General features: G+C 35.7%; 11 protein-coding genes. 4 read left to right on the forward strand and 7 right to left on the reverse strand.

What is annotated here, in order from left to right:
* From selB to V4D30_RS07590, 7 genes are read right to left on the reverse strand one after another with little or no spacing between them, the layout of a single operon-like run.
* Complete coding sequence (selB, locus tag V4D30_RS07560; RefSeq protein ID WP_353683715.1) at window positions 1–1872, reverse strand: selenocysteine-specific translation elongation factor; 1872 nt, start codon at window positions 1870–1872, stop codon at window positions 1–3.
* Entirely contained in the window at window positions 1869–2480 is a 612-nt protein-coding gene (gene hisH, locus V4D30_RS07565; protein ID WP_353683716.1) for an imidazole glycerol phosphate synthase subunit HisH, read from the reverse strand. The genes selB and hisH overlap by 4 nt, the downstream gene beginning before the upstream one ends.
* 9 nt (window positions 2481–2489) lie before the next feature.
* Entirely contained in the window at window positions 2490–4724 is a 2235-nt protein-coding gene (locus tag V4D30_RS07570) for a DNA internalization-related competence protein ComEC/Rec2 (protein WP_353683717.1), read from the reverse strand.
* Between the two features lie 23 nt (window positions 4725–4747).
* A complete protein-coding gene (glmM, locus tag V4D30_RS07575) occupies window positions 4748–6103 on the reverse strand; it encodes a phosphoglucosamine mutase (RefSeq protein ID WP_353683718.1) in 1356 nt (451 codons plus the stop codon).
* A complete protein-coding gene (locus tag V4D30_RS07580) occupies window positions 6100–6756 on the reverse strand; it encodes a CdaR family protein (RefSeq protein ID WP_353683719.1) in 657 nt (218 codons plus the stop codon). The genes glmM and V4D30_RS07580 overlap by 4 nt, the downstream gene beginning before the upstream one ends.
* Window positions 6753–7520: a diadenylate cyclase CdaA gene (cdaA, locus tag V4D30_RS07585; RefSeq protein ID WP_353683720.1), complete on the reverse strand. Its 768-nt coding sequence runs from the start codon at window positions 7518–7520 to the stop codon at window positions 6753–6755. Before cdaA ends, V4D30_RS07580 begins: the two co-directional genes overlap by 4 nt.
* Window positions 7521–7524: 4 nt before the next feature.
* Complete coding sequence (locus tag V4D30_RS07590) at window positions 7525–8115, reverse strand: SurA N-terminal domain-containing protein (RefSeq protein ID WP_353683721.1); 591 nt, start codon at window positions 8113–8115, stop codon at window positions 7525–7527.
* A 110-nt stretch (window positions 8116–8225) separates the two neighbouring features.
* On the opposite strand from V4D30_RS07590, the gene V4D30_RS07595 reads away from it, so the two are divergent.
* From V4D30_RS07595 to V4D30_RS07610, 4 genes are read left to right on the forward strand one after another with little or no spacing between them, the layout of a single operon-like run.
* Complete coding sequence (locus V4D30_RS07595; RefSeq protein ID WP_353683722.1) at window positions 8226–8426, forward strand: zinc ribbon domain-containing protein; 201 nt, start codon at window positions 8226–8228, stop codon at window positions 8424–8426.
* Between the two features lie 48 nt (window positions 8427–8474).
* On the forward strand, window positions 8475–10955 hold the full coding sequence (gyrA, locus tag V4D30_RS07600) for a DNA gyrase subunit A (RefSeq protein WP_353683723.1): 2481 nt from the start codon (window positions 8475–8477) through the stop codon (window positions 10953–10955).
* Window positions 10942–13635: a GNAT family N-acetyltransferase gene (locus V4D30_RS07605; protein ID WP_353683724.1), complete on the forward strand. Its 2694-nt coding sequence runs from the start codon at window positions 10942–10944 to the stop codon at window positions 13633–13635. The genes gyrA and V4D30_RS07605 overlap by 14 nt, the downstream gene beginning before the upstream one ends.
* Window positions 13635–14978, forward strand: coding sequence for a sigma-54 dependent transcriptional regulator (locus V4D30_RS07610; RefSeq protein ID WP_353683725.1), 1344 nt, complete (start codon window positions 13635–13637; stop codon window positions 14976–14978). The genes V4D30_RS07605 and V4D30_RS07610 overlap by 1 nt, the downstream gene beginning before the upstream one ends.
* Window positions 14979–15000: the final 22 nt, after the last annotated feature.

Below are 15000 nucleotides of genomic sequence, written 5' to 3' on the forward strand. Positions count from 1 at the left end.
CTATCCTCTTTTAACCATTTTCCTGATCTCTCCAATCCTGAGAGTTATTTTATGTGAATCAAGATGCTCAAGATATGCTATAGCATATCTTCTCGTTGTATTAAGAAGAGTTCTAAATTCAGAAACTGTCATTTCATTCTTTTTTGAAAAGAAATCTTTAAGGAGTTCAAGCATTTTGTTATAACTTTCCACTGGAAGATACAGGGAGTCATTTATCCGTACTATCTTGCCTTTTTTGACAATTATTTTTAATATGTCTGACAATTTTGATTCAGAGATTGAAAGTTTTTGAGCAAGCTCCTCTTTAAGTGGTGGTTGAAAATCTCTTTGAAGTTCTTTTATTATTCTTTCCTCAAGCTCTGGGTCAATCTCTTCCCTTTGTGCTGACTTAAGCTTTACTGTGTTGCCCTGTACTGAGATATCCTCTATGTAGGGTAAAAGCATTAAGACCTCTGGGAATCTATCAAAGGAAAGTTTTGTTTTAAGTTCCTCCTTTGGTAATCCTTCTTTAAGGGGGTTTACCCGATGAAACTCCTTGAGAAAATTCAAGATAGATGATTTGAAACTATTGAAAACATCCGTGTGGAAAAGATGATTTTCTGTCTTTATAATCTTTCTTTTTTCAAGAAGTTCATCTATAGCTTTTTTAATCTCCTTTAAATCTGCATTTATCCAGCCTTCAAGCTCAGACATTGAGATTCCGCTAAATGCTTTTCTTTTAATTTTGACTTCTATCTTTTCTGAAAGCTTGCCACCTGAAAGCAACTCAAGATGCTCAGGCTGTATTTCTTTCTTTTTTCTTGGTGGTTGAGGGTCAAGAACAATTCCTCCTCCAAGAGTTTCAAGGGGAGAAAATCTCCTGAAAATAAATTTATCTTGAGCCATTGCCACTATGGGTTCCTGCAGTTTAACATAAGCAAAAGCTTCTTCTTCAGGTAAAATTTCAGCTTTGTTGAAAAGCTTTATCCTGCCTACTGTTTCCGATGTATTAAGATAAAAATGAATGGGAGCTCCGTTTTTGAGGGGACTTACATCTTTTAAAAGCTTTATCTTTACTTCCAGAAATGTGGTAGGTTTAAGTTTTTTAGGGATGGTGACAACATCTCCTCTTTTAAGGTCTTCTTTTGATACTCCCTGAAGATTTATTCCAACTCTCTGTCCTGCATAGGCTTCATTAAGTCTTTGTCCGTGACTTTGAAGTCCTCTTATTTTTGAACTAATTCCTGCAGGAATAATTTCTACTGAGGAGTCAACAGAAATTTTACCTGAAAGAACAGTGCCTGTAACAACAGTTCCAAAGCCTTTTAAAGTGAAAACTCTGTCAATGGGCATTCTGAATATTCCGCCGGTTGATTTTTCTTCAACTGAAAGTGCAAGCTCTCTGATTTTTTCTTTTAAAAGTTCTATGTTGTATCCACTTCTTGCTGAAACCGGTATTATCTGAGCATTCTCAAGAAATGTTCCTTTAACAGCTTCCTTTACATCTTCTTTTGCAAGTTCCACTGTTTCTTCATCAACAAGATCTACTTTATTCAGAGCAATCAACCCTGATTTTATTTTTAGCAGATCACATATTGCAAGGTGTTCTTTTGTCTGAGGCATAACTCCTTCATCTGCAGCCACTACCAGCATGACTATATCAATTCCACCAACTCCTGCAAGCATGTTTTTAATGAGTCTTTCATGCCCTGGGACATCAACTATGCCAACAATCAGGTCTGGATATTTTATGTTTGCAAAACCAAGATCAATTGTTATTCCTCTTTCTTTTTCCTCTTTGAGTCTGTCAGGATCAATTCCAGTTAATGCCTTTACTATAGCACTTTTACCGTGATCAATATGTCCTGCTGTGCCAAGAATTACCTTTTTCATCTACTGAACTGAACGAAGTTTCTCAGAAGCTTAAGTCCTGTTTTCTGTGATTTTTCAGGATGAAACTGTGTGGCAAAAATATTCTCATAAATTATCATTGATGTAAAATCTCTTCCATAATCTGTAACTCCAGCAATAATCCTTTCATCTTCAGGGACAACATAGTAAGAGTGGACAAAGTAAAAATAGGAGTTATCAGGAATACTCTCGACTATTTTGTTTTTTCTTTTGAATTTAACTACATTCCATCCCATATGAGGGATTTTGTATTCTCTTGGAAGATCGAATCTTACAACCCTTCCTTTGAATATGTCAAGCCCTTTGCAGAGTCCGAACTCTTCAGATTCACTGAAAAGTATCTGCATTCCAAGACATATTCCAAGATAAGGTTTGCCATTGAGAATTTCTTCCTTTATTGTTTGTAATAGTCCCAATTCTGAAAGGTTTACCATGCAGTCACGGAAAGCTCCAACTCCTGGAAGCACCAGAGCTCGGGCATTTTTAATATCCTCTGCATTCTGAGTGATTTTTACCTGAGCTCCAACTGCCTCTACTGCCTTTGAAACGCTCCTTATATTTCCCATTCCATAGTCAATGACTGCTATCATTTTTAAAGTTTACCATAAAATAAAAAGTTTTTTTAAATTTTCCCAGTCTTTATATGGCTTAAATACGGCATCTTTAAAGGTTTGCACTCTAAGGCTTCCATCTGGTAATTCTTTAATCTGAATTGCTCCGTCTTCATCAGTTCTATAAATCTTGCATTTTTTATTTAGATTTTCAATGATTTCCTTATGAGGATGTCCATAGGGATTCTGTTTTCCTGCACTTATTATACAAATCTCAGGCTCTGTTGCTTTATAAAATTCTGGATAAAAAGAGCGTTTACTTCCATGATGGGGAATTTTTACTACATCTGATTTTAAGTAATTCACAGGAATTGTCTGTAAAGCATCAATCCCAGCATCTGATGTAAAGAGAAAAGTTTTTTTAAAACATTGAAATTTAAATATCAGGCTCACTTCATTGCTGTCTTCCAATAAAGAAGGACTCCAGAATCCTTTATAAGGATGAAGTATTATGAAGAAGCATCTGTCTGTCTTTAAAACATCGCCTCTTTTAAGATGCCTGATTAAAATATCATTGATAAGCTCTTTGCTGTAATTAATATATCCTGTGTCCCATATTTCTTTTATCTGAAAGTTTTGTAAAATTCTCTCAACTCCTCCTGCATGATCCTTTTGTTCATGAGTAATAATCAATATCAGCTCTTTAGCGTCATAGGCTTTAAGAAACTGATTAGCCTCCCATCCTGTTTTCCCTGTATCTATAAGAAAAAATCCAGTTGAAGTTTTTAAAACCACTGATTCTGCCTGACCAACATCAAGCAATGTAATTTTCAGGCTTTCTTTATCTTTTACATGCATAAAAATTGGGATTAAAATAGAAGTTAAAAATAACATCAGGGAAAAACCAAAAGTAATTATTTTTGTCTTCTTTAAACAATAAAAACTAAATAACAAGACAAAAACAGCCATATAGAAATTAACCAGTGCTACAGGAGGAACTGGAGGAATCCATATTGATGAATATTTAAAAGAGGCAAGAATGTGCATTGTTTTAAAAGAAAGCTTTCCAATAAAATCAATTAATTCTGGAAAAGGATAATATCCTGTAATTAAAAAAATTGCTACAAACAATAGATGAAGAGGAAAAAGAATCATCCCTATCAAAACTCCTGCTGTAAGGTTTGCTAAAGGTGATATTAAGGATAAATAGTGAAATCTGTAAATTATTAAGGGTGCTGTAATTAGCGTTGCTGAGACAGTTACAAGGAAACTTAAAAGAAGATAGGAGACTCTCTTTGGAATTTTATCTTTAAAATTTTTATAAAGATCTGATGCAAAGCCTATTCCTGCAGTGGCAAGAAAGCTGAGTTGAAAGGAAACATCTTTTATTGCCTGAGGTTCAAGAATTAAAATCATAAAGCATGCAAAGCTTACAGTAAAAATCCACAGGGATTTCCTCTCTGATAAAACTCCTATCATAAAAAGTATTGCCATAATAAAAGAGCGAGTGCTTGGATAATTTGGTTCAACAATAAGAAAGTAGCATAAAATAACAGGAAAGGTAAAAAAAGTGGCTAACTGAGAAGGTTTCCAGTAAAGGGTAATTTTTAACAGAACACTGTAGGGAAGCCTTTTAATGAGAAATTTAAATATCAAAAAACAAACCGTAAATAAAAGACTGAAATGAGCTCCTGATATGCTGAGAAGATGAATCAGTCCTGTTTTTCTGAAGTCTTCGTGAATCTCTAACGGAATTGAGGTTCTTTCACCTGTTGTCATTGCAATGAGTGTTCCAGAGATTTCTCTATCAAGGCTCTCTGAGATTTTTCTATTTATTTTTTCTCTTACTTCATCAACAGCAGGTTTATGAGATTGCTCTTGCAGCTTCAGTCTTTTCAAAAAACAGAGAGAATCTCCATATTGATAGGGATTTAAATGTTTTTTACCCATGCGGCATTCTATCTCATATGTTTCTCCTTCTTTTAAAGTTTGGTTTGAGTATACTTTCAAGAGTGTTTTTTTTATTTCGGAATTGGAGTTAATAACCTTAAACTCGTATGTATTGCCAGTTTTATTTTTTAAATATCCTGTAAAGTGGATATTTTCAGGTGTTTTGGCATCTTTAGTGTAAGTAATGCTTCCATAGAGAATCCCAAGAAATATTGATATTGCAAGGAGTATAGCGATAAACCTTTTATTTTTAAAGGTAAAAATTAAAAGAATTGAAAGAGCTATTGTTATTACAGGGAAATAAGTAAAAAGATATCCAAGAAGAATTCCCAAGAGTAAACATGGGATAACGGGCATTAGCAGAGTTTTTGTTTTATTAACTCTTCCAGTTCCTCTAAAACCTTATTGGCTCTTTCTGGATCTTCTTCCTCCACCATAACTCTTATTTTTGGCTCTGTTCCTGATAGTCTTATAAGTATTCTTCCGTTTATTTTCTGTTGAAGCTTTGATACTTTGCAATTTAAATCTTCAATTTTTTTTATAGCCTCATTTTTTGAAATTCTCTCAGGAATCTTAATGTTCTTTAAAAGCTGTGGATACCTTAATATTTCCTTTGTTAATTCACTGAGAAGTTTACCATTTTTCATCATAATGTAAGCCATCTGAACAGCTGTTATTGCTCCGTCTCCTGTGCATGAATAATCAAGACAAACGATATGTCCTGACTGTTCTCCACCGAGATTGTATCCACCTTTAAGCATCTCCTCCACCACATATTTATCACCAACCTGCGTTCTTACGAGTTTTATTCCATGTTTCTTAAGATAGTTCTCAACTCCACTGTTTGTCATAACAGTAGCAACGACTGTATTCTTTTTAAGTTTTTTTTCTTTTTTCAGATTCATTGCCCACAGAGAGAGAATAAAATCACCATCAATAATGTTTCCCTTTTCATCAACTAAAATTGTTCTGTCTGCATCTCCATCATGGGCAATTCCAAGATGTGACTGAGTTTCTTTTACTTTTTTTACTAACCCTTCAGGATAAAGAGCTCCGCATTCCTTATTTATATTCAGTCCATCAGGTTTATCATTGATTGTTATTACTTCTGCTCCAAGTTCTTTGAAAAGTGTTGGAGTAATTTTGTAAGCTGCTCCATTCGCCGGATCAATTACTACTTTAAGTCCTTCAAAGGTGAAATTTTTTGGTAGAGTTGATTTAACAAACTCTATGTATCTTCCTACAGCATCTTCAATTCTAAAAGCTTTCCCAAGAACCTCTGCCTGAGGTCTGCTTTGAGGAAAATCAGGTTCATTTAAAAGTTTTTCAATAGTGTTCTCAATATCCTCAGACAGCTTAAAACCATCAAAGGAAAATATCTTTATTCCATTATCGGGAAATGGATTATGAGAGGCTGAAATCACCACTCCGGCATCCTGACGCATGCTTTTTACAAGAAAAGCAACTGCTGGAGTGGGAATTGGTCCAACAAGATAAACATCTCCTCCCATTGAAGTTATTCCTGCTGTTAAAGCTGATTCAATCACATAGCCTGAGATTCTTGTGTCCTTTCCAATAAGGATTTTTGGTTTGTGAGAAATCCTCTGTTTTAGAAGAAAACATAGAGACATCCCTGCTTTCATGCATAATTCAGGTATCATTGGATACTGATTTATTGTCCCTCTAATTCCATCTGTGCCAAAAAGTTTCATTTCTTCCTCCCCAGTTTGACATTTATATAAACTGTGTCCTCAGCTGTTCTGAAAATTTTTCCTTCCGGGTCTATTTTTGCCTGAATTTTCAAGTCTTCAGCGATGCCTTCTATGTCCACTGGCTCGGTTTTAATTACACGAATTCTGTTGAGTTCCTTTTTTGCTCCTTCTATTTTTATGGTATGAGGCTCAGAGCTTACTGATGCAATATAAAATCCTCTGGCAGGACTCCCAGAGAGAATCACTTTTACAGGAACTATTTTTTGTAATTTTTCGTCCATGTAAACTTTTACCTGCGAAGGTTCAATTCTCAATATTTCAATTCCTCTTGGCAGTTTAATGGAGGACTTTGTTATGGGGATTGAATTTTCACCAAGTTTAGCAGCAGACAGGTCAATTACCACTCTGATATTATTTTGCACTAATTCCTTAAGAATTCTTTCCCTTGCAGAGATCGCAATTGTTACCTTTTTTACGCTTTGTTTTAAAATCTCCATCTCTGCTGGAGTATTTTTAAACTCTATAGGAACTTCAACAGAGGTTTCTGTTTGTCCTTTAAATGTGACGAAAAACCAAAGAAATATCGCTAAAGCAATGGATATTAATTTAAATGTAAGATTTTCCGCTAAAAGTTTTTGCAAAACTCTGCTCATTTTCTCTCTCTTTCCGTTGTAAATAGATTTGTTAATTTCTCTCTCAGATTTTCCATATCAAGGTTGCTGAGAAGCTCTCCATTTACTGCTAAAGAGATAGCTCCTGTTTCCTCTGAAACTATAACAGCAACAGCATCTGTTTCTTCTGTAATACCAAGAGCAGCTCTATGTCTTGTCCCATATGTTTTCTTTAAGTCTGCTCCGAGCTTTATGGGAAGAAAACATCCGGCAGCTATTATTCTGTTCTTTTTTATGATTACAGCACCATCATGAATCGGGCTTGTGGGATGAAATATACTCATTAAAAGCTCTTTTGTGACTCTTGCTTCAAGAGGAACACCTATCTCAATGTACTCATTGAGACTCACATTTCTTTCAAAAACAATTAATGCACCTATTTTTTTGTTAGCAAGCCCCTGAGATGCCTTAACTATTTCTTCAATCGTTTTCATTTCTTCTGCAGAACTGAATCTATGAAGTATTGGAGCTTCTCCCATCTGAGCAAGAGCTTTTCTTATCTCAGGCTGAAAAAGAATTATCAAAACTATTACTATCTGGGTCCAGAAACTCTGGATAAGCCAGTCAAGAGTATAAAGTTCTAAAAATCTTGAAATTACAGAAATTGCAAGAAGAACCCCAACTCCAATGAGCATTCTTGCAGCACGAGTTCCTTTAACAAGAATAAATATCTTGTAAATGATAAAAGAAACAATGGCAATATCAATTAAATCCTGCCATCTTAGTTGATCAAAAAATTTTTCCATATTTTCAGGATAATGCTTCTTTATTAATTTTTATTGGAATGTTTGATTTCACCGCCTTTAAAAATGATTTAAAAAAAGCTTCATCAGATATATCAGCTCTGTCCTTTGCTAACATGATAATTTGGAAAATCTTTCCAATAGTTATATCTCTTTTTAAAGAGGCTTCATACTGCTCTGGAGTAATTCTATTAAGTCTTAAAATTTGAAAATATATGTCTTTCTGGAAAATTCCATTTCGTTGAAATCTCGGATCATTAATAATTGCATCCTGAATTTCTCTTTCTGTTGCCTCTACTGCATACTTTTTTGCTAAATAAAGCAGAACTTCTTCATTAATTAAATCTTCCAGAACTTTTTCCTTCAGGTTTTCTTCCATTTTTGCTGCCTTCTCTTTAAATACTTCTCTATAAAGCCTTCTTGTCTCTTCATAGCTTCTCCAAAACCTTTCTGATGTAATTTTCTGCCCTGCCACCTCTGCTACTACAGAAGAGTGCTGTTTATCCACGGTTCCCACACCCCAGAAAACAAAGGTGATAATTACAAGAAAAAACAGAAAGTAGAAATATTTTGCATTTTTTCTAAGTGTTTTTATCACATCGAACCTCCCTGAATAAATTAACTCTTTTACTTTAAAAGAATTTTTTAACATAAGGCAAGCTATGATATAATAAAAAAGCTTAAATCAAAATTTTATGAGGTGAATTGATGCCTATTTATGAGTATGAATGCAAAAAATGCGGAGAGGCTTTTGAGTTACTGGTTTTTGGGAACAAAAGTGTTTCATGCCCTAAATGTGGTTCAGAGGAAGTTATTAAAAAATTTTCCACCTTTGCAACCAAAGGAGTGCAAAAAGGAAACTCCAAATGTTCTTCCTGCGGAGCCTCTTCGTGCAGTTCCTGTAAATAACTTATCAGTCTTCATTTACTTACCAGAAGATTATAAAAAGGAGTCAGTATGCCAGATGTCCTAAAAGTTAATATTGAAGAAGAGATGAAAACAAGCTACCTTGATTACGCCATGAGCGTAATCATTGGTAGAGCACTTCCTGATGTAAGAGATGGGCTTAAACCTGTGCAGCGCAGAATTCTTTATGCCATGTTCAGAGAAGGACTTCTTGCCGGGAAAAAGTATTCAAAGTGTGCTGGTGTTGTTGGCGAGGTTCTTAAAAAATATCATCCCCATGGAGACCAGGCTGTTTATGATGCTTTAGTCAGGCTTGCACAGGACTTTAACATGCGGTATCCATTAATTGATGGGCAGGGAAATTTTGGTTCCATTGATGGAGATCCTCCAGCAGCCTATCGTTATACAGAAGCGAGACTTACAAAGATAGCTGAAGAACTCTTGCAGGATATTGATAAGGAGACGGTTCCATTTGTTCCAAACTTTGATGCAACCACTGAAGAGCCTCTCGTGCTTCCAGCCAGAATTCCCAATCTTCTCATAAATGGTTCTTCAGGAATTGCTGTTGGCATGGCAACAAATATACCTCCCCATAATCTCAATGAAATTATAGATGCATTAGTCAGTCTTCTTGAGAATCCTCAGATTTCATCAGAAGAACTCATGAATTTTGTAAAAGGTCCTGATTTTCCAACAGGTGGCACAATTTATGGCATAGAAGGAATCAAAGACCTTTATTTAACAGGAAGAGGACTTATTAAAATAAGGGCAAAGGTTAAAATTGAAAGGGAAACAAAAGGTAAAAAACTTAAGGAAAGCTCTCTTTTTGAAGGAGAAACAGAAGGCAAGGCAGTTAAAGAAAGAGTTGTAATAACAGAGATTCCCTATCAGGTAAACAAAGCGAAGCTTATTGAAAAGATTGCAGAACTTGTAAGAGAAAAAAAGATTGAAGGTATAACTGAAATAAGAGATGAGTCAAACAGGGAAGGTATAAGAGTTGTTCTTGAGCTTAAAAAAGGTGAAATGCCTGAGGTAATTTTAAATAATCTTTATAAACATACTCAGATGGAAACCACATTTGGTGCCATAATGCTTGCTATTGTTGATGGACAACCAAGAATTTTAAACCTTAAGGAATCTTTGTGGGAATTTCTTAAGCACAGAAAAGATGTTGTCCTTAAGAGAACAGCTTTTGATTTAAAGAAAGCAGAACACCAGGCTCATATTTTACTTGGGTTAAAAATTGCTGTAGAAAATCTTGATGAAGTAATTTCCATTATAAGAAAATCACAAAATCCAGAAGAGGCTAAAATTCGCCTTATGAGTAGATTTCCTTTAACAGAAACTCAGGCACAGGCAATACTTGATATGAGACTGCAGAGACTTACAGGACTTGAAAGGGAAAAAATAATTCAGGATTATGAAACAATGCTAAAAGAAATTGAAAGCCTTAAAGCAATACTTGAAAATGATGCTCTTGTGAGAGAAATTATCAGGGATGAACTTATTGAAATCAAACAAAAATACGGTGATGAGAGAAGAACACAGATAGTAGCTGAAATAAAGGAAATAAATGTAGAAGATCTCATTGCCCAGGAAGATATGGTAATCACCCTTACGCATCTTGGCTATATAAAAAGAACTTCTCTTTCTGATTATCGCAGTCAGAAAAGAGGCGGTAAGGGACTTACTCCAATGGAAACAGTTTCAGAGGATTATCTCACAGATGTGCTGGTTGGTTCAACACATGACCACATCCTGTTTTTCAGTAATTTTGGCAGGGTCTACTGTCTTAAAGTCTATCAGATTCCAGAGGCAGGAAGGCTGTCTCGTGGAAAAGCAATTATCAATCTTCTGCCTCTCAGCGAAGGAGAAAAGATTACCACTGCTCTGATATGCAAGGATCTTGAAAAGGGTTTCCTTACGATGTTTACAAAAAGGGGATTTGTTAAAAAAACATCCATTGAAGAGTTTAAAAACATACGCAGTAAAGGTGTTATCGCAATAGACCTTGAAGAGACAGATAAATTAATTTCAGTGATAAAGACAGATGGGCATAATCATCTAATCATTGCGACTAAAAAAGGAATGTCCATAAGATTCGATGAAAAAGATGTAAGACCCACTGGAAGAACAGCACGGGGTGTAATTGGCATTAGATTCTCAGAGCAGGGCGATGAAGTGGTATCTGCAGATGTGGTATCTGAAGGCTCATATGTTCTTACAATTACTGAAAAGGGGATTGGGAAAAAAACGCCAATTGAGGAGTATAGACTTCAGCATAGAGGAGGCACTGGCATAAAAAACATTAAGCTTTCTCCAAAAACAGGCAATGTTGTAGCATCATTACAGGTTAAAGAGGAGGATGAAGTTATAGTTTGTAGCAGCAGTAAGATGCTGAGGCTTAAAGTTTCCCAGCTGAGACCCCAGGGAAGAGCCACAACAGGTGTTAGACTAATAGAGCTTTCTCATGACGACACTGTAGTCAGTGTGGGCAGGATTCTGGAAGGAGAGGCAAATGTCAATTTATAATCTTGATTATTTTTTTAATCCAAGAAGAATTGCAGTAATTGGAGCTAATGACAGACCTGGAAGTATTGGCTATACGGTTTTTAGAAACCTCATTGGTGAAGGCTACAGAGGAATTGTTTATCCTGTGAACTCAGGAGCAGATTCTGTTCAGGGAGTTGAAGCATATAAACGCCTGAGTGATATTTCAAAAGAGATTGATCTTGTTGTGCTGGCAGAAGAATGTGGCACAGGCATTCTGAATGTTCTTGAAGAATGTGGGCAAAAAGGAGTTAAAGGAGTTATTTTGCTCTGTCCTGATTTTAGAACAAAGGTCAAAGAAGCAATGCATCTTGAAGAAAAGATAGAGGAAATTCACCGAAAATATGGTTTCAGACTTTTGGGACCAAACACCCTTGGCTTTATCAGGCCAGGGATAAATTTAAATGTGAGCCTGTTCAGAAGAAGACTTAACAAGGGCAATATTGCATTGATAGCACAGAGTGCAACCCTTTCAGTTGCCCTATTAGATAGAGCTGCTGATAAAAATATTGGTTTCAGTTATTTTGTCTCTCTCGGTTCTGATATAGACATAGACTTTGCTGATCTTATAGATTTTTTCGGTGTTGACCCATCTACAAGAGCAATTGTTATATATATGCAATCTATTAAAAATGGAAGAAAGTTTATGACTTCTGCCCGCTCTTTTGCTTTTTCAAAGCCTATAGTTATAGTAAAATCAGGAAAGTTTGTGGAATCACTGGAAGTTGCTTTAACTCACTCAGGACTTCTTGCAGGTGAAGACAAAGTTTATGATGCTGCCTTTAAAAGAGCAGGTGCTGTAAGGGTTGATGAAACGCTTGATATGTTTTATATTACAGAAACTCTTTCAAAGCAACGGAGACCAAGAGGTAAAAGGCTTGCAATAATTACGAATGCTGGAGCTCCAGCTGTTACTGCAGTGGATAGCCTTCTAAGACTTGGAGGGGAGCTTGCTGAGTTTTCAGAGGAAACAATAAAAGAACTTGAAGGCAATGTGCCTACTCGTTTTATTAGAAATCCCTTAGACTTAGTTTCAGATGCAAACCCTGACCACTATGAAAAGGCTTTGAGAATAGTAATAAAAGATAAAAATGTAGATGCAGTATTGGTAATGTTGACTCCATCCCTGGGAACAGAGCCTGTTCAGACAGCTCAGAGAGTTATAAAAATAGTAAAGGAGAATCCATACAAACCTGTTCTTACCAACTGGATGGGCGCAGCACTGGTTGATGAAGCAAGAGAATTGCTCAATTCCAATGGAATTCCAACATTTGTAACTCCTGAACAGGCAGTAAGAACATTTATGTATATGTATCGTTATGATTTTAACCTGAAACTTCTTCTTGAGACTCCTCAAACAATTCTTAAGGATGTAAAATTTGATACTGAAAAAGCAGAAAGCATAATAGAAAAGGCAATTTCAGAAGGAAGGTCTATCCCAACATTCTTTGAAGCCTCAGAAATTCTTTCTGGCTATGGAATCCCTGTAATTTTAACAAAAAGAGCTAACAGTATTGAAGAACTCAAGCAAGCAATAGCTGAAATTGGATATCCAATTGTTTTAAAAATAGATACGCCAAAAATAATACACAAATTTAAAAAAGGTGGAGTAATTCTTGATGTAAGAGATGAGCTGGAAGCTGTAGAAGGATTTAAATGGCTGAAAAGACTTGCTGAAGAGCATGGAGACCCTGATGCTTCTGTTATTGTTCAACCAATGGTCATAACCTATGGATATGAAATTGCTCTTGGAGCCAAGAAGGAGCCAACCTTTGGTTCAGTTATTTTATTTGGAACAGGAGGGAATCTTCTTGAAGCACTTGAAGACTACTCAATAGGCCTTCCACCTCTTAATCAGACTCTTGCAAAGAGACTTATGGAAGAGACGAAAATTTATCGTTACCTTAAAAAATACCCTTACTATGAAGATATTTTACGCAGGCTTGAAGAGACTGTGGTAAAATTCTCTTATCTTATATCAGATTTTCCCCAGATAAAGGAGTTTGACATTAATCCTATATTTATCACTGATTCAGAAATATTTGCCCTTGACTGCAGCATAATTCTTGATAAAACAGCGCCAAAGAAAAAGGCAGTGATCAAGGGAGAGTTCTGCCCACCCCACCTGAGTATATGTCCATATCCAGTGCATCTTTACAAAGAAGTGGAATTAAAAGATAGAACAAAGGCAATTGTAAGGCCCATTAAGGCTGAAGATGAATCTCTTATTGCAGCTCTGCTTGGAAGATGTTCAGAAAGAACAATAAGCTTAAGATTTTTCCAGAGAGCAATTGATTTGAGACATGAAAATCTGGTTAGATTCTGTCAGGTTGACTATGATAGAGAACTTGCCTTTGTGTGCGTTATTAAGGATGGTGAAGAGGAAAAGATTGTTGCAGATGTGAGACTTTCAAAGGATCCTGATGGCACAGATGCTGAAATGGCAATTTTAGTTGAAGATGCATGGCAGGGTAAAGGAGTTGGAAAAGCACTTTGCAGTTATGCTATTGAGGTAGCAAGGGATTTAGGTGTAAAAAGAATCTGGATGGATATTTTAAGAATAAATACTTATATGTTGGGACTTTCAGACAGATTAGGATTCCAGAGACACCATGTTGATGAGGACAGTGTCAAGGTATTATTAAATCTTGATAGCACCTGATGAATGAAAGAATTCTTGTAGTAGATGAAGATGGAGTTTTAAGAGAAAACTTAAGTAACTATCTGAAAAAACTGGGTTTTACTGTAGATGTAGCAGCAACATTTCAGGAAGCAATAAATACTTATGCATCCTATATCCATGACTTTGTGATTGTTGAGATAGAGCTTCCAGATGGAGATGGACTGGAGTTTATAAACAAAATCAAATCATTAAATCCTTCTGTAAAAACTATTGTAACTACATCCTGTCCATCAGTAAACTCTGCGCTTAAAGCATTAAAACTTAAAGTGGACGATTATCTTATAAAACCTTTTGTTTATGAGGAAATTCTCACATTTTTCAAGAAACCAGCAGAAAAACAGAAGACTGAAAAGATTATTCCATCCTTTGAAGAAAAATTTTTTTCAATAATCGGTGAATCAGTGGAGATTAAACTTTTGCTTGAAAAAATAAAAAAGATAGCAAACACTCCAACGAATGTTTTACTTCTTGGTGAGACAGGAACAGGAAAAGAGCTTTTTGCAAGAGCAATTCATGAAGCAAGCTACAGAAAGAAAAAACCATTTGTAGCAATTAATTGCGCCAGTCTGCCTGAGAATCTTCTTGAAAGTGAGCTTTTTGGTTTTATAAAAGGTGCTTTCACTGGAGCCACATCTGACAAAAAGGGGCTTCTTGAAATAGCTGATGGTGGCACTGTATTTCTTGATGAAATAGGTGATATGCCAGTAGGGCTACAGGCAAAACTCTTGAGAGTGATTGAAGACAAGGAAATTCGCCCACTTGGCAGTGTTACCACTAAAAAGATTGATCTTAGGTTTATTTCAGCCACAAATAAGGACCTCTTAGAAGAGGTAAGAGAAGGTAAATTTAGAGAAGACCTTTTTTTCAGGCTGAATGTGATAACACTTCATATTCCTCCTCTTAGGGAAAGAGGAAAAGATATAGAAATTCTTGCATATCATTTTATGAGAAAATTTGCCATAAAGATGGGAAAAGATATTAAAAAATTTGAGCCACAGACAATCCAGATTCTGCTTAAATATCCTTGGCCAGGAAACATAAGAGAACTTCAAAATGTAATAGAGCAGGCAGTAGTATTTGCCGAGTCAGATACAATAAAGCCAGAGCATCTTCCAGAGCATGTAAGAAACATGGAAGTTACTCCAGAAAAGAAAAAGGATATTCCTCTTATTTCAATTGAAGAATTTACAAAGGAATTTATTTTGAAATATCAGTCAGTTTACACTGAACAGGAGCTTGCAGACATGCTTGGAATAACAAGAAAGGCTTTATGGGAAAAAAGGAAAAAATGGGGTCTTCCAAGACCCGGAGAGAAAATATAAATTTTTTAAAAAGCAAAAATTA

This window comes from Thermodesulfovibrio sp. 3907-1M, assembly GCF_040450955.1.
GTDB classification, from domain to species: Bacteria; Nitrospirota; Thermodesulfovibrionia; order Thermodesulfovibrionales; family Thermodesulfovibrionaceae; genus Thermodesulfovibrio; species Thermodesulfovibrio autotrophicus.

Excerpts from the sequence above, each read along its gene's own strand:
- selB (WP_353683715.1), bottom strand. The coding sequence starts at position 1,872 with ATGAAAAAGGTAATTCTTGGCACAGCAGGACATATTGATCACGGTAAA.
- hisH (WP_353683716.1), bottom strand. The coding sequence starts at position 2,480 with ATGATAGCAGTCATTGACTATGGAATGGGAAATATAAGGAGCGTTTCA.
- glmM (WP_353683718.1), bottom strand. The coding sequence starts at position 6,103 with ATGAAACTTTTTGGCACAGATGGAATTAGAGGGACAATAAATCAGTAT.
- V4D30_RS07580 (WP_353683719.1), bottom strand. The coding sequence starts at position 6,756 with ATGAGCAGAGTTTTGCAAAAACTTTTAGCGGAAAATCTTACATTTAAA.
- cdaA (WP_353683720.1), bottom strand. The coding sequence starts at position 7,520 with ATGGAAAAATTTTTTGATCAACTAAGATGGCAGGATTTAATTGATATT.
- V4D30_RS07595 (WP_353683722.1), top strand. The coding sequence starts at position 8,226 with ATGCCTATTTATGAGTATGAATGCAAAAAATGCGGAGAGGCTTTTGAG.
- gyrA (WP_353683723.1), top strand. The coding sequence starts at position 8,475 with ATGCCAGATGTCCTAAAAGTTAATATTGAAGAAGAGATGAAAACAAGC.
- V4D30_RS07605 (WP_353683724.1), top strand. The coding sequence starts at position 10,942 with ATGTCAATTTATAATCTTGATTATTTTTTTAATCCAAGAAGAATTGCA.
- V4D30_RS07610 (WP_353683725.1), top strand. The coding sequence starts at position 13,635 with ATGAATGAAAGAATTCTTGTAGTAGATGAAGATGGAGTTTTAAGAGAA.